Origin of the sequence: Neobacillus sp. SM06 (genome assembly GCF_050496765.1) — a bacterium.
Classification (GTDB): Bacteria; Bacillota; Bacilli; order Bacillales; family Cytobacillaceae; genus JAEVLT01.
In genome coordinates, this window is the sequence record NZ_JBNWEO010000015.1 from 345,151 (window position 1) to 371,432 (window position 26,282).

29 protein-coding genes and 1 riboswitch are annotated in these 26,282 nt (G+C 40.4%); of the genes, 27 read left to right on the plus strand and 2 right to left on the minus strand.

Translation table 11 applies throughout. The features are described from left to right. Positions 1-55 precede the first annotated feature (55 nt). The 13 genes from ACQYAD_RS11290 to ACQYAD_RS11350 all read left to right on the plus strand — a co-directional run bounded on the left by ACQYAD_RS11290 (position 56) and on the right by ACQYAD_RS11350 (position 10,757). The gene (locus ACQYAD_RS11290; protein ID WP_430238216.1) at positions 56-529 is read left to right on the plus strand and encodes an Hsp20/alpha crystallin family protein; all 474 of its coding nucleotides are present in this window, start codon (positions 56-58) and stop codon (positions 527-529) included. A 38-nt stretch (positions 530-567) separates the two neighbouring features. Next, positions 568-1,398, plus strand: coding sequence for a hypothetical protein (locus ACQYAD_RS11295; protein ID WP_430238218.1), 831 nt, complete (start codon positions 568-570; stop codon positions 1,396-1,398). Between the two features lie 64 nt (positions 1,399-1,462). After that, positions 1,463-1,696 carry a hypothetical protein gene (locus ACQYAD_RS11300; protein WP_430238220.1) on the plus strand — a complete coding sequence of 78 codons (234 nt, stop codon included), beginning with the start codon at positions 1,463-1,465 and terminating at the stop codon, positions 1,694-1,696. Positions 1,697-1,732: 36 nt separating this feature from the next. Continuing rightward, positions 1,733-1,984 (plus strand): hypothetical protein, encoded by a 252-nt coding sequence (locus tag ACQYAD_RS11305; protein WP_430238222.1) that lies wholly within the window; start codon positions 1,733-1,735, stop codon positions 1,982-1,984. Between the two features lie 11 nt (positions 1,985-1,995). After that, a complete protein-coding gene (locus tag ACQYAD_RS11310) occupies positions 1,996-2,229 on the plus strand; it encodes a hypothetical protein (protein ID WP_430238224.1) in 234 nt (77 codons plus the stop codon). A gap of 131 nt (positions 2,230-2,360) precedes the next feature. After that, positions 2,361-3,401, plus strand: coding sequence for a DUF3231 family protein (locus tag ACQYAD_RS11315; protein ID WP_430238226.1), 1,041 nt, complete (start codon positions 2,361-2,363; stop codon positions 3,399-3,401). Positions 3,402-3,505: 104 nt separating this feature from the next. Then, positions 3,506-4,150 carry a hypothetical protein gene (locus ACQYAD_RS11320; protein ID WP_430238228.1) on the plus strand — a complete coding sequence of 215 codons (645 nt, stop codon included), beginning with the start codon at positions 3,506-3,508 and terminating at the stop codon, positions 4,148-4,150. 113 nt (positions 4,151-4,263) lie between these two features. Continuing rightward, positions 4,264-5,220 carry a peptide-methionine (S)-S-oxide reductase MsrA gene (gene msrA / locus ACQYAD_RS11325; RefSeq protein WP_430238230.1) on the plus strand — a complete coding sequence of 319 codons (957 nt, stop codon included), beginning with the start codon at positions 4,264-4,266 and terminating at the stop codon, positions 5,218-5,220. A 271-nt stretch (positions 5,221-5,491) separates the two neighbouring features. Further along, the gene (locus ACQYAD_RS11330; protein ID WP_430238232.1) at positions 5,492-7,669 is read left to right on the plus strand and encodes a malate synthase G; all 2,178 of its coding nucleotides are present in this window, start codon (positions 5,492-5,494) and stop codon (positions 7,667-7,669) included. 160 nt (positions 7,670-7,829) lie between these two features. Further along, positions 7,830-8,609, plus strand: coding sequence for an amino acid ABC transporter substrate-binding protein (locus ACQYAD_RS11335; protein WP_430238234.1), 780 nt, complete (start codon positions 7,830-7,832; stop codon positions 8,607-8,609). A gap of 94 nt (positions 8,610-8,703) precedes the next feature. After that, complete coding sequence (locus ACQYAD_RS11340; protein WP_430238236.1) at positions 8,704-9,363, plus strand: amino acid ABC transporter permease; 660 nt, start codon at positions 8,704-8,706, stop codon at positions 9,361-9,363. Between the two features lie 14 nt (positions 9,364-9,377). Further along, the gene (locus tag ACQYAD_RS11345) at positions 9,378-10,124 is read left to right on the plus strand and encodes an amino acid ABC transporter ATP-binding protein (RefSeq protein WP_430238238.1); all 747 of its coding nucleotides are present in this window, start codon (positions 9,378-9,380) and stop codon (positions 10,122-10,124) included. 117 nt (positions 10,125-10,241) lie between these two features. Beyond that, entirely contained in the window at positions 10,242-10,757 is a 516-nt protein-coding gene (locus tag ACQYAD_RS11350) for a YbaK/EbsC family protein (protein WP_430238240.1), read from the plus strand. Positions 10,758-10,766: 9 nt separating this feature from the next. Here the strand turns inward: ACQYAD_RS11350 and ACQYAD_RS11355 are convergent, their stop codons facing one another. Next, a complete protein-coding gene (locus ACQYAD_RS11355) occupies positions 10,767-11,330 on the minus strand; it encodes a DUF2062 domain-containing protein (RefSeq protein WP_430238242.1) in 564 nt (187 codons plus the stop codon). 322 nt (positions 11,331-11,652) lie between these two features. Between ACQYAD_RS11355 and ACQYAD_RS11360 the strand changes: the two genes are divergently transcribed. From ACQYAD_RS11360 to pabB, 12 genes are all read left to right on the plus strand, one after another. Next, positions 11,653-13,656, plus strand: coding sequence for an acetoacetate--CoA ligase (locus tag ACQYAD_RS11360; RefSeq protein ID WP_430238244.1), 2,004 nt, complete (start codon positions 11,653-11,655; stop codon positions 13,654-13,656). A gap of 148 nt (positions 13,657-13,804) precedes the next feature. Beyond that, a riboswitch (TPP riboswitch) is annotated at positions 13,805-13,913 on the plus strand. 115 nt (positions 13,914-14,028) lie between these two features. After that, complete coding sequence (gene tenI, locus ACQYAD_RS11365) at positions 14,029-14,667, plus strand: thiazole tautomerase TenI (protein ID WP_430238794.1); 639 nt, start codon at positions 14,029-14,031, stop codon at positions 14,665-14,667. After that, complete coding sequence (thiO, locus tag ACQYAD_RS11370) at positions 14,651-15,781, plus strand: glycine oxidase ThiO (RefSeq protein ID WP_430238245.1); 1,131 nt, start codon at positions 14,651-14,653, stop codon at positions 15,779-15,781. Before tenI ends, thiO begins: the two co-directional genes overlap by 17 nt. Before the next feature lie 13 nt (positions 15,782-15,794). Continuing rightward, a complete protein-coding gene (gene thiS, locus ACQYAD_RS11375) occupies positions 15,795-15,998 on the plus strand; it encodes a sulfur carrier protein ThiS (protein WP_430238247.1) in 204 nt (67 codons plus the stop codon). 1 nt (position 15,999) lies between these two features. Beyond that, positions 16,000-16,767: a thiazole synthase gene (locus ACQYAD_RS11380; RefSeq protein ID WP_430238249.1), complete on the plus strand. Its 768-nt coding sequence runs from the start codon at positions 16,000-16,002 to the stop codon at positions 16,765-16,767. Then, a complete protein-coding gene (locus tag ACQYAD_RS11385; RefSeq protein ID WP_430238796.1) occupies positions 16,767-17,783 on the plus strand; it encodes a thiazole biosynthesis adenylyltransferase ThiF in 1,017 nt (338 codons plus the stop codon). Before ACQYAD_RS11380 ends, ACQYAD_RS11385 begins: the two co-directional genes overlap by 1 nt. A gap of 140 nt (positions 17,784-17,923) precedes the next feature. Next, positions 17,924-18,646, plus strand: coding sequence for an amino acid ABC transporter ATP-binding protein (locus ACQYAD_RS11390; protein WP_430238251.1), 723 nt, complete (start codon positions 17,924-17,926; stop codon positions 18,644-18,646). A gap of 12 nt (positions 18,647-18,658) precedes the next feature. Further along, positions 18,659-19,456 carry an ABC transporter substrate-binding protein gene (locus ACQYAD_RS11395; protein WP_430238797.1) on the plus strand — a complete coding sequence of 266 codons (798 nt, stop codon included), beginning with the start codon at positions 18,659-18,661 and terminating at the stop codon, positions 19,454-19,456. A 38-nt stretch (positions 19,457-19,494) separates the two neighbouring features. Beyond that, the gene (locus tag ACQYAD_RS11400; RefSeq protein ID WP_430238253.1) at positions 19,495-20,148 is read left to right on the plus strand and encodes an amino acid ABC transporter permease; all 654 of its coding nucleotides are present in this window, start codon (positions 19,495-19,497) and stop codon (positions 20,146-20,148) included. A 22-nt stretch (positions 20,149-20,170) separates the two neighbouring features. After that, a complete protein-coding gene (locus ACQYAD_RS11405; protein WP_430238255.1) occupies positions 20,171-21,805 on the plus strand; it encodes a M20/M25/M40 family metallo-hydrolase in 1,635 nt (544 codons plus the stop codon). 238 nt (positions 21,806-22,043) lie between these two features. After that, complete coding sequence (locus tag ACQYAD_RS11410; RefSeq protein ID WP_430238257.1) at positions 22,044-22,268, plus strand: thioredoxin family protein; 225 nt, start codon at positions 22,044-22,046, stop codon at positions 22,266-22,268. 160 nt (positions 22,269-22,428) lie between these two features. Beyond that, the gene (gene pabB, locus ACQYAD_RS11415) at positions 22,429-24,171 is read left to right on the plus strand and encodes an aminodeoxychorismate synthase component I (RefSeq protein ID WP_430238798.1); all 1,743 of its coding nucleotides are present in this window, start codon (positions 22,429-22,431) and stop codon (positions 24,169-24,171) included. A gap of 68 nt (positions 24,172-24,239) precedes the next feature. Here pabB and ACQYAD_RS11420 read toward each other — a convergent pair whose 3' ends face one another. Continuing rightward, positions 24,240-24,614, minus strand: coding sequence for a BC1872 family protein (locus tag ACQYAD_RS11420; protein WP_430238259.1), 375 nt, complete (start codon positions 24,612-24,614; stop codon positions 24,240-24,242). Positions 24,615-24,731: 117 nt separating this feature from the next. Here ACQYAD_RS11420 and ACQYAD_RS11425 point away from each other — a divergent pair, with 117 nt between their 5' ends. Continuing rightward, a complete protein-coding gene (locus tag ACQYAD_RS11425; RefSeq protein ID WP_430238800.1) occupies positions 24,732-25,310 on the plus strand; it encodes an HAD hydrolase-like protein in 579 nt (192 codons plus the stop codon). A 99-nt stretch (positions 25,311-25,409) separates the two neighbouring features. Then, positions 25,410-25,883 carry a hypothetical protein gene (locus ACQYAD_RS11430; RefSeq protein WP_430238261.1) on the plus strand — a complete coding sequence of 158 codons (474 nt, stop codon included), beginning with the start codon at positions 25,410-25,412 and terminating at the stop codon, positions 25,881-25,883. Positions 25,884-26,282 lie beyond the last annotated feature (399 nt).

Consider the following 26,282-nt stretch of genomic DNA (forward strand, 5'->3'; position numbering starts at 1 on the left):
AGATAGTATATAGCTTGTCTTTTTGTCTCCCCCTAACGTATAGGAGGCCGGAGTCATGGATTTTGACCAACTTAAGAAATGGATGGAATTGGCCAAAAAACAGCAATCAGATGATTTTTGGAAGCTGTTTTCCGATTCGTCCTTGGTAAACGATTTTATAAATAGCGATATTCAGAACGGTAGTCCGCGTGAACCTAGCAATCAAGCGGTACATTCCAAAACGTTTCCCCCTGTTGATATTTATATGACCGAATTGGAAATTATCGTGTTAGCGGATTTGGCAGGTTTTAAAAAGCAAAACCTTAACGTATCTATATCCGGAACAAACCTTTTGCTAAAAGGTACCTTTCCGTCCCTTATTCCAGTCAAACCGATTCACCAGGAAAGACAAAGCGGAGATTTCGAACGTATTGTAGAATTGCCGGAACCCGCAAGTTCCTCCGACATTCGGGCAAAGTTTGAAAACGGCCTGTTAATGGTTTGGTATAAAAGAAAACGGGCGCCTGAAGAAACGGTAATTATTGAATAGAGATTTGTTTAATAAAACGGAAAAAAATGGTGATTTCTATGTCAGTAAAAGGATTTTTTAATAAAGGGGAAAGCGAAGAAAACGAAAAAAACCGACAAATAGAATTGGAAAAGCAAGTTCGACGGATCAATACCCTTGAAGTCCATTTAAATCGGCTATTGAAGCTAGAAGCGAAAATAGGACCGCTCCTTACCTTAAAAGAACAATTGGAAGCCGCCCAAAAAAAACACAGCTTCGTCACAAGTGATCCTCTGAGAAGGAATTCTCAGAAAGAATTCCTCGCCCAAAACAAGGAAATTGAAAAAATAAACCGAAGACTTGAGAACCTTGAACAAAAAGAACAACAAAACAATCACGCAGATTCATTCCCAACATTCCACCATTCAAATGAATCTGTGCGATCCCATTCCGATCAATTGCAGGAACTTCAATTAAAAATCAAGGGGCTTGAGACCAATTTGGCTTTAGTGAATCAAATACAAATTGATATTTTGACACAGCTGGACGTGTCCCGAAAACAATGGAGTGAGTTGGAAGAGTTTTTCAAAGAACCGAAAACCGAAGGGCAGCCAGTTGTTCAACCAAAAGAAATTTACATTGATAAATTCTTTTTGGATAAGTATGAGCAAAACAATAATATTGAACAAGTCGGGATCAAGGAGTTAAGCGGAGTGTTAAATATTGGGGCAACATACGGCACCATCCCGCTGCAAGGGGGGGCAGACACATCCTCTGAACAGGAAGAAGCCGATAATGGCGAAGCAAATTCTACAGTCGGAGAACCTCATTTTACTGCCACCGAAGGGATCTATTCAGACATTCCCATTGAAGACCCGGCAGAGTCAAATGAAGATTCTCCGGAAAGTTAGATCATTCATAATGGCACAGTTTCTATCATACACTTAATTAAGTTGTCAGATAGAAAGGGAAAGAATGATGAATTTTGCACATTCCAGAATTTCAATTGGTGGAATTGTTATTCAAAATGAAGATCACTTAAGTAAAGCGGCAATTGGAGCGAATATTTTAATCAAAAAAGCAGTCTCAGGAAAGAAAAATCAAGGAGTCGGCCAACAAAATGCTGATCAGACAACGGTTTTCGCACCTATTTCTGTAGTGATCGATGATGAAGAACTCGATTTCCCAAGTTTTAAAACGAACTGGTAACGTTGTTTAAACTCCATGCCAGAAGGAGGGAATCATTTGCCTGCACCAGCACCGTATATTCACATCAATATTGGCGTTATCAAAATTAATTCATTTGAAAATGCTTCAGCTGTTAACATTGGTCAAAATTTATTGGCTGAATGGCATAATTCGGATAAAAAAAATCAAGGGTATGGCCAGAATTTTGGCGATCAAAGTGAATTTATTGGCACCCGTAGCCTTGTAGATGACCGGGATCAAATTGATTCTGCTTCCAGTTTTGAAGCCGTTGGAAAGAACCGTAGTTAGGAGGACTGAATATGATTTTTGCACCAATGGTGGTGAATCTTCTTGGATTTAAAGTGAATACCCTTGACCATTCCTCAGTTGTCAGTTTTGGCCCCAATCAATTTATTGATCAATTTGTTTCGTACAAGAGAAACCAGGGAGTTGGAGAGCAGAACGGCGATTTATCTCCAACGTATTTGCCGTTAAACTTTATTTTTGATCCGGATGGCGTTGATAGCCCGACAGTAAAAAACAGTGTCATATAGAAAAACTGCAAGGAACGGAGTCCTTTTTTGCAAAGGACTTTTGTTGTTTTAATGAATGATGCGAAGGTATTAGAATAATTTTTCCATAGTTGAAAAAATAAGGTATCCTAGTAAAACAAGGAGAATTTAATATGGAAACCAATGAACCAATCGAACTTTCAGCGAAGGAAAAAAACAAAGTATATGACAAATTAACTTCAGTTGAAATGGGCAAACTTTGGGCAACATATATGGGAAATTCTATGTCAGTATGTGTCTTAAGCTATTATTTAAAGCATGTGGAGGACGAAGAAATAAATAATGTGCTGGAAACGGTGTTAAATTTAAGTACGGCGATTTTACAAGACATTACGAAGCTTTTTACCGAGGAAAATTTCCCGATACCGGTTGGTTTCAACGACAAAGACGTCAACCTGGGGGCCCCAAGGCTATTTGAAGATCAGTTTTATCTGCATTATTTACGATATGCCGGAAAAGCAGGCTTAAGTCTTTACTCAACCGCTGTTCCGTTAGTTGTGAGGAAAGATGTCCGAGACTTTTTTATCAAGACATTAGATTTAACAGTCAAGCTTTTGTCAAAAGTTAATGATATCCTTTTCGCAGAGGGTTTTCTTATGAAGCCGCCACCGATTCCAGTTCCGGAGAAAGTTGATTTTATTCAAAAGCAAACTTATCTAAACGGATTCTTTGGCAATGTCCGACCCTTACATGCATTGGAAATTACTGATTTGTATGACAATATTGATAACGATACGACAAGTAAAGCATTGCTTATTGGATTTAGTCAAACCGCTAATACGGAAAAAGTCCGAGAATTTATGCTCCGCGGCATAGAAATTGCAAAAAAGCATATTGAGGCTTGTTCACAGCATTTGCAAAAAGATCATTTACCGGCGCCTCCGCTATTGGATCATTTAGTCAGTACGTCAACTGCTGCCCCTTTTTCCGATAAATTAATGCTTTTTCATAAAATCGATATGTTTTCGATGAAAATTCGGACATATGCGAATGGTGCTTCCTTAAATGGAAGGCGGGATATCGGCGGGATGTATGCCCGGTTTTTAATGGATGTCGGTTTATTTGTTGAAGATGGAGCAAACATCATGATTGAACAAGGATGGATGGAACAGCCCCCAGGTGCTGTTGACCGCAATCAGCTGGCATCAAAATAATAAACGAAAGAAAGAGCCGCAAGCGGGCTCTTTTTTCTTTTCTTCTTACCATTTATGTTTTATTATGGAAGCAACATATGCTAATTATAAGGGGGAGAGAAAGTTTGGTTTCGATTTTGATTGCTGCATTGTTTGTCATCAGCATTTATTATCTTTTGCAATACCGACTGAATTTAAAGAAAGCAGTAGATTGTTCACAAAATGCCCTCTATCCAACAGAAAAAGACGAATTTGAAAGTATCCTCATTCCATCGGAATGGAAAGAAATGGAGATGCTTTCGAAAGATACAAAATCATATAAATTCGTCAATTGGGGTACAACGCTCACAATACTGTTGTTAATGGTTATGTTGTGGATCGTAGTTACAACGAACTGGCTTGATTCAACATTTTTAAGTTTTGCCTATTTGTTTTTTCTTCTCATCAGCGCAGTAAAACATCGGGGGAATTTATTTGTTTTACCGAAAGGATTGATTGTAAACGGAAGGTTCTATACTTCCGAAAAGATAAAAGGATATGAAGTTGAAAAAATTGTTCGCTGGCATGAGCTATACGGATTGGATACACGGTTGAATCATGCTTTTAAATTGACCATTCATTATCGAAATAAGCTGCGGCAGTCAAGCTTTGTTGTCGTTGAGGATTGCAATCATCTTAACAAAATAATAAATTTATTAAATAGAATTGGCATAAAGGAAATAAAAAATTTTGCAAGAGCTATAAAAGTTCCAACAGAAAAAATGAAATAGAAAAAACACACAGGAATCGAACGCGGTTCCTGCTTTTTCGTTTGCTTTTTAAAATGTTTTTGTGGGAATATAAAGAATAGATGCGAATACGCAAATCAAGGGGATGAATTTTTATGACAGAACACTATGAGAAAGCAACGTTTGCCGGCGGCTGTTTTTGGTGTATGGTTGAACCGTTCGACGAACAGCCGGGAATTGTTGAAGTGGAATCCGGCTATACTGGCGGACACAAAGAAAATCCAACCTATGAGGAAGTGTGTTCGGACACGACAGGACACTACGAAGCAGTCCAAATTACATTTGATCCAGCCGTTTTTCCTTATGAAAAGTTACTACAGCTGTATTGGCAGCAAATCGACCCGACAGACGAGGGTGGGCAATTTAACGATCGCGGTAGTTCTTATCGAACAGCGATTTTTTATCATAATGACCGACAAAAAGAGCTTGCCAGAGCTTCAAAGGCCGAGCTTGAGGCGAGCGGCCGTTTTCAAAAGCCGATTGTAACGAAAATTTTGCCTGCCGGGCCTTTTTACAAAGCGGAAGAAAAACACCAGCATTATTATAAAAAAAATTCGTTCCACTATCGGCTTTACAAAGAAGGATCAGGCCGGGCTCGTTTCATTCGTGAAAATTGGAAAAAGCGCAAGACGGATGAAGAACTGCGTAAAGTTTTGACCCCACTTCAATATGAAGTGACCCAAAATAATGCAACCGAACCACCGTTTCGTAATGAATATTGGAACAATGCCGAAGAGGGCATTTATGTTGACCTTATTTCTGGGGAGCCTTTGTTTAGCTCCAAAGATAAGTATGATGCTGGCTGTGGCTGGCCGAGCTTTACCAAACCGTTAAGGAGGCAGGAGCTGGAAGAGAAACTCGATACTTCTTACGGGATGCGCCGAATAGAGATCCGTGCCAAATCATCCGATTCCCATTTAGGTCATGTTTTTGACGACGGCCCAGGGCCGGATCACGCCCGCTATTGCATCAATTCCGCATCGCTTCGTTTTATTCCAAAAGAGAAACTCGAAGAAGAAGGATACGGGCAATTTCTTTCTCTTTTTGAATGACTTTCGTTTTGGAAAAATTGAATATACTCAAAAAAACCGGTTTATTCTACAAAAGAACCGGTTTTTTGTATAAAAGGTATAGTTTTTTTAAAGCGCATCAATATTTATACAACCGACTTTCTGACTAAGAAAAATCACGTAAATTGATTGAAAATTATTGAAATTAGTCAAAGGAGTGTGCTATTATTTGAGTGTAAACATTAAGAAACGATGTTTCATAATAAGAAACAATATTGAAGCGAATTGAAAAAGTGTTAGGAGGATGAGATGAATGTCGAACTATACGCAGGTTGGCAATTTACAGGTAGCAACTGAACTCTACGAATTTGTTAACAGAGAAGCACTGCCTGGCAGCGATGTGGATCAGCAGTCTTTTTGGTCAGGATTGGAAGCGCTTATAAACGATCTGGCTCCGAAAAATAAAGAATTGCTGGCTGTTCGTGATGAAATTCAAAAGAAACTAAACAATTGGCATCTTGAACATAAGGAATTTGATTTTGAACAATACAAATCTTTTTTGAAAGAGATTGGCTACCTTGAACCGGAAGTGGAGGATTTCAAGGTCACCACTTCAAATGTAGATGATGAAGTTGCCATTCAAGCGGGTCCGCAACTAGTCGTTCCGGTTAATAATGGACGGTATGCAATCAATGCCGCCAATGCGCGCTGGGGAAGTCTTTATGATGCATTATATGGTACAGATGCTATTAGCGAAGAGGACGGTGCGGAAAAGGGGAGAGCCTATAATCCGGTACGCGGCGAGAAAGTTATTTCTTTTGCAAAAGAATTCCTCGACCAAGCTGCGCCGCTTCTTGATGGTTCTCATAAAGATGCTGTTGGATACAAGGTTGCAAACGGAAAGCTTGAGGTATCCTTGAGCAGCGGAAACGTTGTCGGTCTTAGTGAAGAAAGCAAGTTTGCCGGCTACCAGGGTGAAGCGGAAGCCCCGACGGCTGTCTTATTGAAAAACAACGATCTTCATTTCGAAATACAAATTGACCGCAATCACCCGATTGGCAAGACCGATCCAGCAGGTGTAAAAGATATTCTGCTAGAAGCAGCGATTACAACCATAATGGATTGCGAAGACTCAGTGACAGCAGTTGATGCAGAAGATAAAGTACTAGTGTATCGAAACTGGTTGGGACTAATGAGGGGAGAGCTTTCGGCTACTTTTACAAAAGCGGGGAAAGTTATGACCCGGACAATGAATCCCGACCGTATTTATACTTCACCAACAGGAGAAGAATTCTCACTTAATGGGCGCTCGCTTATGTTTGTTCGAAATGTTGGTCATTTAATGACCATAAATATGATTTTAGACGAAAATGGCAATGAAGTCCCAGAAGGTATCCTTGATGCAGTCTTTACAAGTCTAGTCGCCAAACATTCTTTATTAGCTAACGGAAAATACCAAAATTCTTCCAAAGGTTCAATCTATATTGTTAAACCAAAAATGCATGGTTCAAAAGAGGTTGCTTTTGCCAATGAGCTTTTTGATCGGACGGAAGATTTGTTAGGCTTAGAGCGTAACACCTTAAAAATAGGTGTAATGGATGAAGAGCGCCGCACATCCCTTAACTTAAAAGCATGCATCCGCGAAGTAAAGGATCGGATTGTCTTCATTAATACTGGTTTCCTTGATCGAACAGGGGATGAAATTCATACATCGATGGAAATGGGTCCAATGATTCGCAAAAATGATATGAAATCCTCCACATGGCTTCAAAGTTATGAAAGATCAAATGTATACAGAGGGCTGGAAACTGGTTTCCAAGGTCATGCCCAAATTGGCAAGGGAATGTGGGCAATGCCGGATCTAATGGATGCAATGTTAAAACAAAAGGGCGTTCATCCAAAAGCAGGGGCCAATACGGCATGGGTTCCATCGCCAACAGCAGCAACCTTGCATGCTCTTCACTATCATCAAGTAAATGTTAAGCAAGTTCAGAACAATCTGTTAGATGAAATCACTGATGTAAATGATGAGATTCTGCAAATTCCAGTGGCTGAAAATCCACAATGGACACCTGAGGAAGTTCAAGAAGAACTGGATAATAATGCACAGGGAATCCTTGGCTATGTTGTCCGCTGGGTTGAACAAGGAGTCGGCTGCTCAAAAGTTCCGGATATTAACAACATTGGTCTGATGGAAGATCGGGCAACATTGCGAATTTCCAGCCAGCATATGGCAAACTGGCTGCATCACGGAATTTGCACGAAAGAACAAGTAATGGAAACGTTAAGGCGCATGGCGAAAGTCGTTGACGAACAAAATGCCGATGATCCACGTTACCGCCCTATGGCAGCCAACTATGATGATTCCGTCGCGTTCCAGGCAGCGTGCGATCTTGTCTTCCAAGGATACGATCAGCCAAACGGTTACACAGAACCGATTTTGCACCGCCGTCGGATTGAAGCAAAAGCAAAGTTTACCGTAAAACAATAATAATGATTAAATAAGAAAGCCGTGCTTCCTATAGCACGGACTTATCCCTTTTATATCCTTTTTTAAAATTGAATTGTAACTCCTTTTACTCTATGATATTATAGTATAGTTTGATAATTTATTAACGTATTAAAGCAAATGGTAAAAGGGGTTAGTAAACATGAAACGCATATTTTCTGTTATTCTCGTAATCGCAGCAGTAATTTCGCTGATAACTGGCTGCTCTTCTAATGCACCTGCAAAGGACAAAACACTGGTGATTGGAATAGACGATAAATTCGCGCCAATGGGTTTCCGTGATAAAAACAATACTATTGTCGGTTTTGACATTGATTATGCAAAAGCAGCAGCAAAAAAAATGGGAGAAAAAGTGAAATTCCTGCCAATCGACTGGAGCACAAAAGAATCAGAATTGGCAAGCGGGCGGATTGATCTCATTTGGAATGGCTATACAATCACAGATGAGCGCAAAAAGAAAGTTCTCTTTACAAAGCCGTATTTAAAAAACGCTCAAGTAGTCGTAACCCTTGCTAAGTCTAACATGGCTAAATTGGATGATTTAACAGGTAAAGTGGTCGGTCTTCAATCCCTTTCTTCCGCTGCTGACGCTTTAAATGCCAATCCAATCAAATCAAAGATTAAGAAAGTAACGGAGTATTCCGATAACGTAACGGCACTGAATGACTTAAAAACAGGCCGAATTGACGCGGTTGTAATTGATGAAGTAGTAATCAAGTATTATATGGCAAAAGAAAAGAACACCTTTAAATTGTTAAACGAATCGCTTGCTCCAGAAGAATACGGTGTTGGCGTGAAAAAAGGCAATGAAGAACTGTTAAACAAACTTCAAAAGGCACTTGATGAACTGAACAAAGATGGTACAGCTGCTAAAATCTCTGAAAAATGGTTTGGAGAAAATAAGGTTTTAAACGAAAACTAGCCAATCGGCGAGTCCATGAGGATGGATCATAAAATCGACAAAAACAGGATTTCCGCTTTTGGAAAGCCTGTTTTGTTTGTGGAGGAATGAACAGATGTCTTTAGAATATTTCAATACCATTATTAAACCAATGCTTGAGGGAGCGCAAAATACGATCCTTATGTTTTTGATAGCGATTGTCCTGTCCATTCCGCTTGGTTTTATGCTCACGCTGGCAATTAGAAGCCGATTTAAAACACTATCACGAATAACTCAAGCCTATATTTACGTCATGCGTGGCACTCCGTTATTGCTGCAGTTGCTCTTTATCTGCTTCGGCCTCCCGCTTATCCCCGGTATTGGCCAGTACTTAGTACTCGACCGGTTTGTTGCCGCCGGGATCGGCTTTGTTCTGAATTATGCTGCTTATTTTGCGGAAATTTTCCGCGGCGGGCTTTTGGCGATTGACAAGGGTCAATACGAAGCTTCGCAGGTGCTTGGATTAACAAAGTGGCAAACGACAAGAAAGATCATTTTACCGCAAATGTTTCGTATCGCCCTTCCAGCCGTTGCAAATGAATCTGTAACGTTGGTCAAAGATACGGCATTGCTCTATGCAGTGGCTGTACCTGAATTGTTGCACTATGCCGAAACTGCGGTTAATCGTGATTTTACCATTATGCCTTTCTTCTATGCCGGAGTTATTTACTTAATTATTACATTTATATTGAGTATGTTCTTTAAATGGCTTGAACAACGGTATCAATTCGAATAGGGAGAGTGATGAAAATGGCAATGATCGAAGTTTCCAGCTTGAAAAAATCATTTGGAAAACTGGAAGTGTTAAAAGATATTTCATTTAAAGTAAACAAAAATGATGTTGTTGCGGTTATCGGACCATCTGGATCAGGAAAAAGCACGATGCTGCGCGGTCTTATTCATCTTGAAGAAATAAATGGCGGTACCATCCGTGTGGAGGGCGACTATCTCGTTAAGGAAGGAATTTATTCAAAACCACAGGAGATCAAAAAGGTGACGTCAAAAATGGGGATGGTATTCCAGCATTTCAACCTGTTTCCACATTTAACGGTTAAAGAAAATCTGGAAATTGCACCAAAACTGGCGAAGAATGAATCAACGGAGACGATCGAGAAGCGAAGCAGGGAACTATTGAAAAAAATCGGGATGGCTGATAAGGATACAGCCTATCCGGCAAAACTTTCAGGCGGACAAAAGCAGCGGGTGGCCATTGCTAGAGCGTTAATGATGAACCCGGAAATCCTATTGTTTGATGAGCCAACATCTGCGCTTGACCCGGAATTAACTGGTGAAGTATTGGAAGTCATGAAAGAACTAGCAAAAGAGCAGATGACAATGATTGTAGTTACCCATGAAATGGGTTTTGCCAAAGAAGTTGCCAACAAAGCCATTTTTATGGACAACGGTGAGATTATCGAATCAGCCCCCCCGTCCGAGTTGTTTACAAATCCAAAATTCGAGCGGACAAAAGCCTTCCTGCATCGAAGTTTAAAATAAATAGAGCCCAAGCGGTTCTTTTTTATATGGTATACGTGGAAAGTCCATGCCGACCTCGCGTTTCATCAGCAAAGTTTGGTATAATGCTAGTAAAATTCAAACTGAAGGAGGAAAAGTATGTCGTTTGAAAATGTGACAAGGTATTTTCAGCAATGGAATCGAGAGGCTGACATCATGGAGTTTGAAACATCCAGTGCAACAGTTGGAGAGGCTGCTGAAACGATTGGTGTCATTCCAGCTCGAATTGCCAAGACGTTATCTTTTAGCGGAACTGAAGGGCAAGCAATTTTAGTGGTTGCGGCAGGTGATACCAAAATTGACAACAAGAAATTTCGACATTTTTTTGGTTTTAAAGCCCGGATGCTGGCATCGGATGAAGTGTTACTGCAAACAGGGCACCAAATTGGGGGTGTTTGCCCATTTGGCTTAGCAAGGGAACTGGATGTCTATTTGGATATTTCACTAAAACGGTTTGAAACAGTATTTCCGGCCTGTGGCAGTTCAAATTCTGCGATTGAATTAACAATTTCAGAGCTTTTTCAATTTTCACAGGCAAAAGAATGGATAGATGTATGCAAAGGCTGGGAAGAGACAGGCATACAAAAAGAGCAGGCGCTTCACTCTTACGAGTAAACGCCTTTTTTAGACAAAATTTTTATTTGCTGAATTTCCGCCTAATGCATGCTTTTCGCGATTTTTTTTCATTCTTTTTGCTTTTTCTTTTTCATAAAAATAATGAACAATAAAGTAGGATATGAAACCGAGGATGGTGCCGAGAATGCTCATGCCAATTAACACATTTATGCTGCCGTGCAAAAGACTGCTAAGACTGCTTAAATCACCCTGAAGTAATTTTTGAAACGAGAAGGATGCTCCTTGACTATTAATTTTCACATTTACAGGATAAATTGCTTTGCCGATTGCTTTGGCTATCGGTAAAAGGATCACAGGAAGAAAGGTAAGTTTGCCAATAACGTTGCCAATGATTGCAGCAGGCAGTGAACCCTTTGCAAGCCGAACAAGTGGAATAAAGATAATATAGACTAGCGATGCTGTCGAAATCACCAGCATCTCCAGCCCAAATCCCAAAGCAAAACCGAGTGACACTTTTTTTGCTCCTCCGGGTGAACGAAGCAGTTTAATAAAATTTAATTTAAATGCTCTGCCAATCCGTTGCAAAAAATTGTGTTTTTTTCTTTTTTTCATCTGCAATTCCCCTCTTGAATGCGTTTTTCATCTATAACAATACCACTCCATTTCAGTTGTCCTCTTCTAAAATAACGGGAGTGTTGAACGATTCAGTTTATATTTTCATTATAACGAATGTTTCATGTTTCTACATTCTTATTGTTCCCTCTTATAGTTTTATTTTATAACGATGTTGCTTTTGTTTCATTAATAATTGATTGGAAAAATAAAAAATATTGATGAGGATTCCCACATTTTCTATAAAAAAAGGAAATTGCGAATTACAACGTGTATATGATGATAATAGATGCTTTTAAATGAAAGTGGAAGGGGGATGGATATGACCGCGGAAAGGATGGAAGGAAGATTATTATGGCAACCATCAAAAGAAATCCGGAAAAATGCCAATATGACAAAGTTTATGACATGGTTGAGGGAGATGCGCGGGCTTCATTTTGACACTTATGAAAAATTATGGGAATGGTCCGTTTCCGATATAGAAGGATTTTGGTCGGCAGTCTGGAGTTTTTTTGAAATAACGTCACATACACCTTATGAGGCAGTGCTTAGTGGACGAAAAATGCCGGGAGCACATTGGTTTGAAGGTGCTTCAGTAAATTATGCCGAGCATATTTTTCGATCTGAACGAACAGGACAACCGGCAGTGATTTATCAGTCGGAAATCCGCCCACAAGGCAAACTGGATTGGAGTGAACTGAAGAAAAACACCGCTGCCATTGCTCAATATTTTGTATCAGCGGGTGTAAAGCGTGGCGACCGAATCGCTGCATATGCGTCGAATATTCATGAAACCTTAACGGCCTTTTTGGCATGTGCAAGTATTGGGGCCGTTTGGTCAAGTTGTGCACCTGAATTCGGCTTGATGAGTGTGATCGATCGATTCAAGCAAATTGAACCGAAAATTTTGATTGTCGTTGACGGCTATCGCTACGGAGGAAAAGACTTTGATAGGGTTGAAATAGTAAAAAAGATTCAAGCCGAGCTTTCAACTTTGGAAGGAACCATTGTTATACCTTATCTCCATGAGCAGCCTTTATTAGACGGGCTTGCAAAAACGGTACTGTGGAGTGAACTAATTGAAAGACACAGAGGTGCTTCCCTTGCTTTTGAGCCCGTACCCTTTGAACATCCACTTTGGATATTGTACTCATCAGGAACAACCGGAAAGCCAAAACCGATTGTTCAAAGTCATGGGGGTATTTTGCTTGAACAATTAAAATTGGGAGCCTTGCAAAATGATTTAAAGGAAGACGACCGCTTTTTCTGGTATACCACTACCGGATGGATGATGTGGAATGTTGTTGTAAGCGCTTTACTTTCTGGTTCAACGGTTTTGCTGTATGATGGAAATCCGAGTTATCCAAATGAAGAAACGTTGTGGAAATTTGCTGAAGCTACAAAAATGACGGTGTTTGGAACAAGTGCAAGCTATATAACGGCCTGTATGAAATCTAGTGTGAATCCAAAAGAGAAATATAATCTTTCCCATTTAAGAAGCCTTGGTTCAACGGGTTCGCCGCTTCCTGTCAGCGGTTTTGAGTGGGTGTATGATCACGTGAAAGACGATATTTGGCTTTTTTCGACAAGCGGTGGAACCGATCTTTGTACAGCTTTTGTAGGGGGATCACCCCTGCTGCCTGTTTATGCCGGTGAATTGCAGGCAAGAGCGCTTGGTGCAGCGGTAAAAGCATTTTCCGAGGATGGTATCGAACAAATAGACGAGATTGGAGAGCTCGTGATCACTGAGCCAATGCCCTCCATGCCCATATATTTTTGGAATGATGAGAACAACGAGCGTTACAAAGCAAGTTATTTTGATGTTTATCCTGGTATTTGGCGTCATGGAGACTTTATAAAAATCACATCGAGAGGAAGCGCCATTATTTATGGCAGGTCGGATGCCACGATCAACCGCGGTGGGATCCGCATGGGTACGAGCGAAATTTACAGTTCCCTTGAAAACATCCCCGAAGTGCTCGACAGCCTTGTTGTTGAGATCCCAATTTCAAGTGGCCAATCGTACATGCCGCTATTTATTGTTTTAAAAGAGGGTGCCGAGCTCACGGAAGATGTGAAAAAAAGAGTGAATGGAGCCATTCGCCAAAGTGCATCGCCACGCTATGTTCCAAATGATATTTTTCGAGTACACGAGCTTCCGAAAACATTAAGCGGTAAAAAGCTAGAAGTCCCCATCAAAAAAATTTTAATGGGCACTGCTATCGAGCAAGCGGTTAATCTTGGTTCATTGGCAAATCCGGATGCCTTAAGCTACTTTGGTGAGTTTAAGGAAACACTAAGGAAAAATACTGAAAAAAATGGATGAATTGGACATTGATTTTAAATGAAAACTTAGTGAACAGCCCGATCCAAAACCATTAATGCAAATTTTTGAAAATTTCTATTGCTTTTTATTGACAATCTATTTCATGGTGCTAGTATAAAAGAAGAAGGAAAACAACTGAATACATGAACGGAACCGCTAGGGGTGCCCTTTTAAAGGGCTGAGATTGAAGTGCAACTTCGGGACTCTAAGAACCTGACCTGGATCATACCAGCGTAGGGAAGTGGGAAACAGGATTTTTTGGACGCTGCTAGAATCCATCTAACCACTTCTCCTGCATGGGAGAAGTGGTTTTTTGCTTTTTTAATCCTATTGTTATGATTTGTCAGCGAGTTTAAAAAGAGGTGATAATGAATTAAACATTGTGCAAAAGAACTTCATGTTGTGTCAAACGGGAAAATGCCGATCCCTCAGCTTGTCGAAATACTGGCGGATATTCACCCGTATGTTGCGAAATTTCATTTGCGTGAAAAACAAAAATCGGCTCGGGATTTATATCAAACAATGAACCTATTGACGAAATCCAATGTCCCCGTATCGAAAATCGTCCTAAACGACCGGGTGGATGTTGCGTTAGTGACAGGCGCAGCCGGTGTTCAATTAGCTTGGCATAGTTTGGATGTGTCAGTTGTTAAGGCCAATTTTCCTCGTTTGACGGTTGGTTGTTCCATTCACTCTATTGAAGAAGGAATAAAAGCGGAACAATCGAATGCTGATTATTTACTTTATGGACATATTTTTCCAAGCGGTTCCAAGCCGGGCCTAAAGCCAAAAGGGTTGGAGGAGTTAAAAAAAATAACTGGATTTCTGTCGGTCCCCGTCATTGCAATTGGCGGTATCCTTCCTGAAAATGCAAAGCAAGTTTTACAAGTGGGGGCAAAAGGCATTGCGGTTATGTCAGGGATTTTCGATGCACATGACCCTGTATCGGCTGTTAAAGCCTACAAAAATGAAATTGAAAATGGAGATGTAGAAAGTGGGAAAGGTTTTTGACGTAGCGATTGTTGGTGGGGGTGTAATCGGCTCTTCAATCGCCTATCAACTTGCAAAATCAGGGAAAAAAGTTGTGATTCTTGAAAAATCTTCATTAGCCTGCCAGGCTTCAAGTGCAGCCGCCGGCATGCTCGCTGCTCAAGCAGAAATTGAGCAAGACGGGCCGTTTTTTCAACTTGCTTTGAAAAGTCAGTCCATGTTTCCGCTCATTGCCAGCGAATTATTGGAGTATACGGGAATTGATATTGAGTTTGTCAATAAAGGGATGCTAAAAATTGCTGAAACTGAAGAAATGGCCGCTGCGTTAAAGAAGCAAGTTGCATTTCAACGAAGCTGGGATTCTAGCATTCAGTGGCTTGATTCAAAAGAATTGCAGCATATGGAGTCAAATTTAGCCCCAACGATCGTTGGTGCTATGTATCTTCCAAATGATGGTCATGTTCAGCCTGCAAAGTTATCGCTTGCTTTTGCAAAAGCAGCAGCCCATTTTGGTGCGGAAATCCGTGAAAATACTGAAGTAGTTTCCTTCGTTTATGAGAATGGCCGCATTGCAGGCGTTAAAACTTCCGAAGAAGAAATTCATTGTGAGCAGGTTGTTGTTGCTTCAGGCGCTTGGGCGGCCAAAATTTTGCGAGAGACTGGAATGGATCTTACAATTTATCCTGTAAAAGGTGAATGTTTTTCAGTAAAGCCTGAAAAGCCGTTGATCAATACCACTATTTTTTCCGACAAACGCTGTTATTTTGTTCCTAAAAGAAATGGCGAAGTTTACATTGGTGCCACAGTGGTTGAAAATACATTTGAAAACAATGTCACTGCCGGCGGAATTGCAACATTAATCGAAAGAGCGATGAAGATTGTCCCGCAAATAACCAATGCAAAATGGGAGCGGGTGTGGTCGGGTATCAGGCCGCAGACCGGTGATGGGATTCCATACATAGGTGAACATCCTGTTTGGAGTGGCTTATTTGTTGCCGCCGGACATTTCCGCAATGGAATTTTATTAAGTCCGCTGACAGGAATAGTAGTCGCCCAGCTACTAAATGGCAGTTTGCAAGATAACCAGTTTCTTACTGCTTTTCGTTTGGATCGCAAAAGGGAAATGGTTTACTAGGAGGGGTGAAAGATTGGAAGTTACATTGAACGGGGAACAGGTATATTTGCCTAAGCAAATTATGTTTGTGACAGACTTGCTCGAATTCTATAATGTCCAAAACAAAGTTGTTGTCGTCGAGGTCAATGGAACGATTTTAAATAAGGATGAGCATCAAGAAACCCGACTATCCGATCGGGATAAAATTGAAATTGTTCATTTTGTTGGAGGCGGTTAATATGTTAAAAATTGGTTCGTTATCCTTTCAATCAAGATTATTGCTTGGAACAGGAAAGTATCCAAATTTTGCTATTCAAAAGCAGGCAATAGAAGAATCTGAAGCAGAGATTTTGACATTTGCGGTGCGGAGAATGAATATTTTCGAGGCAAGCCAGCCGAATTTTTTAGAAAAGCTTGACACGAATCAATACACGTTATTGCCAAATACAGCAGGGGCAAAAACAGCAGAAGAAGCAGTTCGCATCGCCAAGCTTGCCAAAGCAACAGGTCTTTGCGATATGATTAAGGTGGAAGTAATCGGCTGTGATAAAACGTTGCTGCCGGATCCAATTGAGACGTTAAAAGCAACAGAAGAATTGTTAAAAGAAGGTTTTAACGTTCTTCCTTATACTTCTGACGATGTTGTTCTTGCCCGTAAGCTGCAGGACCTTGGCTGTCATGCGATCATGCCGGGTGCATCGCCAATCGGTTCCGGACAAGGAATTATTAACCCGGTCAACTTAAGCTTTATTATTGAACAAGCAACAGTTCCAGTTATCGTTGACGCGGGAATTGGCTCTCCTGCCGATGCCGCGCTTGCAATGGAACTAGGTGCGGATGGCGTCTTGCTAAATACAGCAGTTTCTGCAGCAAAAGACCCTGTTAAAATGGCAAAAGCTATGAAGTTGGCGATTGAGGCAGGACGACTTGGTTTTGAGGCAGGAAGAATTCCGAAAAAAAGATATGCTGCAGCGAGTAGTCCGCTTGAAGGAATGAGCATCGGGTGATGAATCGCTATTCCCGGCAAACATTGTTTGCACCCATTGGAGAAGAAGGACAAAAGAAAATTTTAAAAAAGCATGTTTTGTTGATCGGTGCTGGTGCACTGGGAACAGCCAGTGCCGAAGCGCTTGTTCGTGCCGGAATTGGGAAGCTCTCGATTGTTGACCGCGACTATGTGGAATGGTCTAATTTGCAGCGGCAGCAATTGTATTCGGAAATGGATGCTAAAAACCGCATACCTAAAGCCATTGCAGCGAAAAAACAGTTAGAGATGATAAATTCCAGCGTTCTAATCGAAGCTGTCATCGCTGATGCTGCCGTTTTGGAACTGGAGGAATGGGCGAAACAGGTCGATTTGATTATCGATGCAACCGATAATTTTGAAACAAGAATGATTATCAATGATGTCGCGCAAAAACACAATGTGCCATGGATTTACGGCGCCTGTGTCGGAAGCTATGGGATTACTTACACAATCATTCCGGAAAAAACCCCTTGCCTTTCGTGTTTAATAGAAACAGTTCCTTTAGGAGGAGCAACCTGCGACACTGCTGGCATCATTAGTCCAGCGGTCCAAATGGTTGTCTCCTATCAAATCAGTGAAGCATTAAAGATTCTCGTAGAAGATTTTGCTTCCTTGCGGAATAAACTAGTATCATTTGACCTATGGAAAAACCAATATAGTGCGATAAATGTGGATAGAATAAAAAAAGCAAATTGTCCATCATGCGGCAAAGACCGCTCCTACCCTTATTTATCTTTTGAAAATCAAACAAAAACCGCTGTACTTTGCGGACGGGATACAGTGCAAATCCGACCCACCGGCAAGGTAGAACGTGATTTGGCCGAATTGGAAAAAGTGTTTGCTAAGCAAGGCGGGGTTGTGGAGCGGAATCCGTTTCTCTTATCCTATAGTATCGATCAGCACCGCTTAGTGGTTTTCAAAGATGGCAGGGTTTTGGTACATGGTACAAAAAATATTGTTGAAGCAAAATCGCTTTATCATAAATATTTAGGATAACCCGGGGAAGAGGAATTCCCTGGGTTTATTTTTTAAAAATTGCAAATCATTAACAAAGTTAGTCTTTTTGTCTTTTTCTTTAAATAGAATATATTAAATTTTCGAATTTTCAAATTTATGTTTTTGAAAGGAGGTTTTTTATGATTCAAATTAAAAACGTAACCAAATCGTTTGGTGATCACCAAGTTCTTAAAGGCATTAATTTAACGGTAAATGAGCAGGAAGTAGTTGTAATCATTGGTGCAAGCGGCTCAGGGAAAAGCACGCTATTAAGGTGCATCAATTTTTTAGAATTCTATGGTGAAGGGGAAATCAATCTTCAAGGCCAGATTATTGATCCGGAAAAAACAAACCTCAATCAAGTAAGAGAAGAAGTAGGAATGGTTTTTCAACATTTTAATTTATTTCCACACATGAATGTCCTTGAAAATGTGATTGAAGCACCTGTGCACGTCAAGAAAATGGACAAAGCGCAAGCAAAAGAGAAGGCATTGCTATTACTCGATAAAGTTGGATTAAAGGAAAAGGCAGCAAGCTACCCCCACATGCTTTCAGGCGGACAAAAACAGCGCGTTGCCATTGCCAGGGCTCTAGCGATGGAACCGCGGATCATGCTCTTTGATGAGCCGACATCTGCACTTGATCCTGAATTGGTCGGTGAAGTGTTGCAGGTTATGAAGCAATTGGCAAAAGAAGGCATGACAATGGTGGTGGTCACACATGAAATGGGATTTGCCAGGGAAGTTGCCGACCGGGTTGTTTTTATGAGTGACGGAACGATCCTTGAAGAAGGATCACCGGGGGAATTTTTCAACCAGCCGAAAAACGAAAAGGCAAAGCAATTTTTGAGCAGTATTCTTTAAACGAAAAGGGGAATAGCCGTGAAGAAACTTGGAATTTTAAGCCTTTCATTGGTTTTGTTAATGGTCATTTTGTCAGCTTGCGGATCTTCTGGAACCAAATCACAGACTGCTGGAAAAGCAACAAACCAACAAGAATTTCGCTATGGCATGAGCGGGCTTTTTAAACCGTTTAATTTCAAAGAAAACGGGCAGTTAACCGGGTTTGATGTTGAAATTGGCCAAGCACTTGCAGAAAAAATGGGGATGAAGCCTGTTCCAGTTACCAATCCATGGGAAACCATTATTCAAGGGTTGCAAGCCAAAAAGTACGATGCGATTATCGGCAGCATGACAGTAACCGATGAAAGAAAGAAATCCGTTGATTTTACGAATCCATATTACCGCTCGGGTTCGCAAATATTTATTTCAGGGAAAAATCAGCAGATTTCCACTGTCAATGATTTAAAAGGGAAAAAGATCGGTGCGGTTAAAGCAAGTCCGTATGGAGAATTGGCGCGAAAACTAACGGAAAGCGCAAACGTGGTGGAATATGATAGTGATTTAACTGCGCTTATGGATCTTCCGACTGGAAGGCTGGATGCTGTAATTACCGATCAAATGGTCGGTTTTCGGGTGATAAAAGAAAAAGCAATTGATATCAAGGAACTTGGCACCCCGCTTTCGCATGATAACCAGGCAATTGCTGTCCGCAAAGGGGATACAGAATTGCTTAACAAAATAAATAAAGCACTCGATGAAATCATCAAAGATGGCACATATGAAAAGATCAGCAAGAAATGGTTCGGTCGAAATATTTTAGGCGAAAAATAATCACAATTTTATTCAAATAACGAGGGTGGGTGGTCATCATGTTTGATATCCTTCTATCGACCTATAATGTTTTTTTGCAGGCAGCTGGTTTAACTCTTAGACTAACCATAACTTCTTTGGCCATCGCCTGTCTCATTGGACTTGTGTTTGCCTTTTTTCGAATATCAAAGAACAAATGGTTAAGCGGGCTAGCCAAAATCTATATCGGTCTTATCCGCGGCACACCACTGATCGTTCAAATTGCCATCCTTTATTTCGGGATGGCATCGATTATTACGCTTTCACAATTTTGGGCAGGTGCCCTTGCGCTTGCCATTCATAACGGTGCTTATATGGCTGAGATTTTTCGCGGCTCCATTCAATCGATTGATCATGGACAAATGGAAGCTGGCCGGTCGCTCGGAATGTCCTATCCGCTGACAATGAGAAGGATTATTTTACCGCAAGCATTTAAACTTTCAATTCCGCCGCTTGGCAATCAATTTATCATTGCATTAAAAGATTCATCCCTGGTCGCTTATGTTGGCATGACCGATCTGTGGGGATCTGCCTTAAGTGAAGCCGCTTCCAATTATCGGCAATTGGAGACGTACATTGTCGTCGGTCTTTATTATTTGGCACTTGTTTTGTTGTTTTCTTTTTTGTTAGGAAAATTGGAAAAAAGGATGAATGTTGCATCACGGCGAATATAATTAGGGCAGATGATTCGGGGAGATGAAACAAAAATTGGACGAAAAATGGCAATCAGTGGACCAATTAAAAAACCTATTAATTGATTTAGTAAAAATTCCAAGCATTACAGGAACTGCAGACGAAGTTCGATTTAGCAATGATGTGTTTAAAATGCTGCAAGATTTAGCTTATTTTCAAGAGCATCCTGAACATTTAAAACTCCATGGTACAAATGATGGGCGGAAAATCTTAACGGCACTTGTGAAAAAAGGCAACTGCAAAGATACTGTGATTTTGTTAAGTCATTTTGATGTCGTCGGAGTAGACGATTATGGGCGGTGGAAAGAGCTGGCGTTTGATCCGGAAAGACTCGCTGAGGCTTTTACGAGCCAGTTAAGCCTCTTTTCGGAGGAAATTCAAAACGATTTGCGTTCGGGTGAATGGATGTTTGGCAGAGGGACAATGGACATGAAGAGCGGGCTGGCCCTCCACATGTCAATACTTGAGAAAGCAGCAATGAATCACTTTAATGGAAATGTACTGCTTTTAACAGTCTGTGATGAAGAGGTTAACTCAACCGGCATGCGCTCTGCCATCCCCGTAATCCAAGACATCGCCGAAAAGTTTGCACTTAAGTACCAATTATGTATTAATTCAGAGCCTATTTTTTCAAACTATCCGGGTGATCAAACAAAATACGTTTATACAGGATCGCTAGGAAAAGTTTTGCCTGCTTTTTATTGTATGGGAAAAGAAACGCATGCTGCCGAACCGTTTACTGGCTTAAACGCTAATTACCTTGCATCCATGGTAACATGTGAAATGGAATTAAATACGATTTTTTGTGAAAGTGTAGAAGGAGAAACAACGCCGCCGCCAACAAATCTCTGGCAAAAAGATTTAAAACAAGGGTATTCCGTACAAATTCCAGACCGCGCAGTAACATTATTTAATCTATTCTTAATGGAGAAACCACTTAATCAGCTTGCTGAAGAGTTAAAACAAGTGGCCAGCCATGCTGCAAGAAAAACGGCGGAGAATTATTCCCGGCAAAAAGGATTATTTACTCATACAGAAGAAAAGCTTCCCAACAATTTTACAATCAATGTCTTTTCTTTTGAAGAGTTGCTCTTGTATGCGGAAAAGAAGCTTGGAGAAGACCGTATCCATCACTTGTATGAAAAAACGATAAGCGATATCGGGATGATGGATGACCGTGAACGTTCAATTTTGCTCGTCGATCAATTGGCACAGCAATGTAAAGAACTTTCTCCCATGATCGTTCTGTTTTTTGCACCGCCTTATTATCCGGCTGTCTGCTCAAGCAAAAATGAGACAGTGACAAGACTTGTTCCTAAACTTATCGATTACGCGAAAAATCAGCATGATTTGGAACTAGTTCAGCAAAACTATTTTTCTGGATTAAGTGATTTGAGTTATATTGGGCCAAGTGGAAAAGACGATATACAGATTTTATCTTCTTGTATGCCGCTGTGGAACAAAGGGTACCACATCCCTAGTGATTTATTGAATCATTTTCAGATTCCAGTACTAAATCTTGGCCCATGGGGGAAAGACCCTCATAAAATGTCCGAACGCCTCCATATTCAGTATTCATTTGATAAAACAAGAGATATGCTTGAGTTTACGGTAAAGCAACTGTTTTTGGAAAACTAAATGCCGAAAAGTGATGGGAGCAGAAGAAGCAAACTCAAAGAGTTTTGCTTTTTTTGTGTTGATAGGAACGGGTAGGATATTCTATTTATGGTAGACTAAGATTTATAAGTAGTGAGTGTCAAAATGGGGTGAATAGATGGAAATATTGCAGTCATTAGAAGAAGTGAAGCTTTTTGTTCAAAACAATCAGTTAAGCTTTATCTATGTTTTAACCAAAAGCTGAAATGTTTGCCATGCGTTGCTTCCTCAGGTTGAGGAGGTTATGAGGGACTATCCGAAAATTCAATTTGGAGTGGTTGATGCGGGGGATGTTCAAGATATTGCTGAACACTTTCTGATCTTTACTGTTCCCGTTTTGCTTTTATTTGTCGATGGAAAAGAAGTTTTAAGAGAAGCACGTATCGTCCACATCGATCTTTTTCGGGAAAAACTAAATCGGATTTATACTGCAATTTTGGATTAAGATCTTCATCTTTGCGAGGATCTTTTTTTATTTGGATCGAGCGGGGTAAATTGAGGAGGATTCTTCACAGAATAGCCTAGCATCGCTATAATAAATTCTATGATGTTTGCGACCGTTTATCAGGATTATTTAATTAAAAAGGATGAAAAACCAAACCATGATGAGAAGAGCCCCTTTGCTATCGTTTGAATTTGCCGATACGAACGGTAAAATCAACCCAATGACGTTCCAAAAACCTATCAAGGTGATGGTTGCCCACACTCTTGAGGAAGTATTGCCCAGTCTTCAACTTGTACAGGAGGCTGTAGAGCAAGGCTATTATGCTGCCGGTTTTCTCTCCTACGAAAGTGCAGCGGCATTTGATTCTGCGTACAAGGTTAAACCTGAGAGTTCAATGCCTTTATTGTGGTTTGGCCTTTTTGATCAGCCGGTAAGCCAGCCGCTAAGCAGCTTAGGGATGTATACACTATCCGAGTGGAATCCATCAGTAAGCATGGAGGAATATGATCAGGCGATTTCAAAAATTAAAAAAGCAATTGAAAACGGAATTACCTATCAGACAAATTACACGATTCGGCTGACTTCCCAATTTGAAGGGGATGATGTTGCTTTTTTTGAAAAATTAAAAAGAGGACAGGCCTCGAATTACTGTGCTTATATAAATACAGGTGAACACAGCATTTTATCTGCATCACCAGAATTGTTTTTTCATTTAAAAGAAAATAAATTAACCACAAGACCAATGAAAGGAACGGTAAAGCGAGGAAAAACAGTGAAAGAGGATCAGACAAACGCCAGCTGGCTCTATCATTCTGAAAAAAACCGGGCTGAAAATGTGATGATCGTTGATTTGCTGCGAAATGACTTAGGAATGTTAGCAGAGCCAGGCAGCGTAACGGTTTCGAAGTTATTTGAAATTGAACAATATCCGACCGTCCATCAAATGACCTCAACCATTTCCGCACGGCTTCCCGAGAAAACTCGGCTCGCAGATATTTTTCAAGCACTTTTCCCTTGTGGATCGATTACCGGAGCTCCAAAAATGAGCACGATGGAGATCATCAAGAATTTGGAAACCTCCCCCCGTGAAGTTTATTGCGGTGCGATTGGTTTCATCACGCCACAAAAGGAAGCGGTTTTTAATGTTCCAATTCGTACTGTATGGATTGATCATCATTCCGGAAAAGCAGTCTATGGTGTTGGCGGCGGAATTACCTGGGATTCGACACCAGAGGGCGAGTACCACGAAATACTTACAAAAGCCCATTTGCTGAAAGAAGATCGGCCGGATTTTCAACTGCTGGAAAGCTTTTTGTTGGACAATGGAAAAGTTTTTCTACTCGACAAACATTTAAAGCGTCTAGAGCAATCCGCCCACTATTTCGGCTATCCCTTCGATTTAGAAAGCGTTAAAGGAAAAATTAATCAATTCGTCCGTCTTAATCACCACGGTTTATTTAAGATTCGCCTGCTTGCAGCAAAAGATGGGAGTACAACGATTGAAGGGCAGTCTATTAGAATGCTTGAACCCGCATTAAAGGTGATGCTCGCTCCTGAACCGGTGGATCAAACCAGTCCGTTTTTATATCATAAAACAACAAACAGGGCAATTTATGAAAAATTTCAAAAGCAAAAACCCGCTGATGTTTTCGATGTACTTCTCTGGAATGAGGACGGAGAAGTTACGGAATTTACAAACGGAAACGTAGTGGCAGAACTGGATGGGGAATTATGGACACCGCCAATCCAGAGCGGTTTATTAGCTGGAACTTTTCGTGAGATGCTGTTGGAAACGGGAGAAATTCAAGAAAAAACAATCACCGTTTCCGATTTGCAAAAGTGCTGTAAAATTTGGTTCATTAACAGTGTCCGCAAATGGGTGGAAGTTCAGCTATTACTTTAAAAATTTAACACAATAAAGAAGGCACCCAACGATTGGAATGGCTGCCTTCTGCTGCTAAAAGATGTCTCTTAAAGCCATCCCTCATCAATTGAGCTATTATCCGCGAGGGTGAAGGCCGCGTTTGTAATTGCCTCTGCTAACGTGCTGCCTGTTTCACAGACATCGTTAAAGCAAACCTCGTTCTCGCTTTTCAGTGAATAGGTAAATCCAAACATCTCCAACCTTTTTACGATTAGCATCGCATGATCAAGATTTTGGTCAGGCTGGAAATGTTCGATAAAAACACCTTTTTCATAATCATACCATTTATCCCAGGTATGTAATTTCCAACCAAGGATTCTGCGTGCAATGACTTCAACCTTATTCATATCCCCCAACTTCTTTCCTCTCATTTTGTTTTTCTTATCTTTCACCGCGAAAATTCCCAATCGGCGAGTTTTCATTTATTTTACCATTTTCATTGTTTTTAGGATATTCCTTTTGATTGGCTTGATTTTTGGATAAGAAGAATTATTATTTAATATGAAATAGTTTACTTGAAATGAGGGATTATCATAAACATCTTATGGGATTTTGACGGGACACTTTTTAATACTTATCCGGCACTAGTGAAAGCTTTTATTCAGTTAAGCCAACAGCCGCTGAACTCTCGTGAAGTTTTGGCTTGGCTGAAAAAAGATTCGAAAACAGCTTTTAAACATTACGGAATTCCTGAGGAAAGAAGAGCAAACTATCAGGAATTGTACAATCAATATTCACTACTAAGTAGCGAACCTTTTCCTTTTGTGAAAAATGCTTTATCTGAGGTTGACCAGAATATTATTGTAACGCACCGCGATCGAGAATCAACATTGCTTTTGCTGGAAAAATTTAGACTGAAAGAATACTTTACGGAAATTGTTTCAGTGGAAGAAGACGGGTATACAAGAAAACCTGATTCTTCATCCTATGAGTATGTCCACAATAAATACAAGATTCATATGGCAATCGGTGACCGTGAACTTGATCTCATTCCCGCAAGAAGCTTGAAGATTAAAACAGCGGCCTTTCAAAATTCAACCATTTTAGCAGATTATTATTTCGAAAACTATCTGGACTTTAAAACTGCGATTCTGAATACTTTTTATCAATCGAAGTAGCCGCTTTCTAGAATGACTACTCGAATATGAATAAAGCGGTAAGCGGTAAAGGCTAGCAGACGAAAAGGAGGGGGATTCAATCTGGTAGCAGTAAAATCGGTGAAAATTGATGGTGAGCCGATCCATGTATTTCAAAGTGTCCTTTTTCTTTTTGAATCGAGTACGGCGATTACCCTTGAACTCGATATGATTGTCAGTGAGGTTGCGGTTAAAAAATACAAGGATGAGAAAACGCTAATTGTTGAAATTGAACTGGAAGATGGCAGAGTGATTGGCTCGATTATGGACCTAGCCATTTTGTCTGGAGAGCTGCCGCAAATGAACCTTTACATGGAGGTTGAAGATACTGAAGACTATCATGATCTTCTTCGTGTCAATGAAAATGATTCTTCTTTCCCTATAATAGGAGAGGCGCTTACCATCGAAGAAATTAGAAAACTAGAAATGCCAAATGAAAAAATTAATTTGAAACTAACTTTGCCGATTGACCAAGTCGAGTGGCTGAAAAAACAAAAAGGAAAAGAGCTGAATGCCTTTTTCGAAAATCTTATTTACAAGCACTGGGGAATGTAGGTCATATTTTGGACCCGGTCTTATTCCCCTGTACCTTTTTTTGTCTACAGTAAAATAGATCCCTTCTTATTCACTTACACTTTAATTACAAGACAAAACCATTTCATATAATACGGCACAGGAAAGGTCACGAGGAGAAAAATGTGCCCTCAGATTGGCAACTTACATGGAAATCAAAATCAGCTATACAAAGTGTTAATATAAATGCTTCACGAATTTGCCAGCTTTCCCAATCAATTTCATACTGCTATGACTGAAATCATTTAGGTATTAGTCGAGAACCCTCGTTACTTCAGTCATGAGATGAATCGACTTCGGACAAGGGTTAGCTTATGCTAACTCAATTGTCCGACATCTCTTTCGTGGCTAAAACCACATGTGATATGATAGACATGAGGT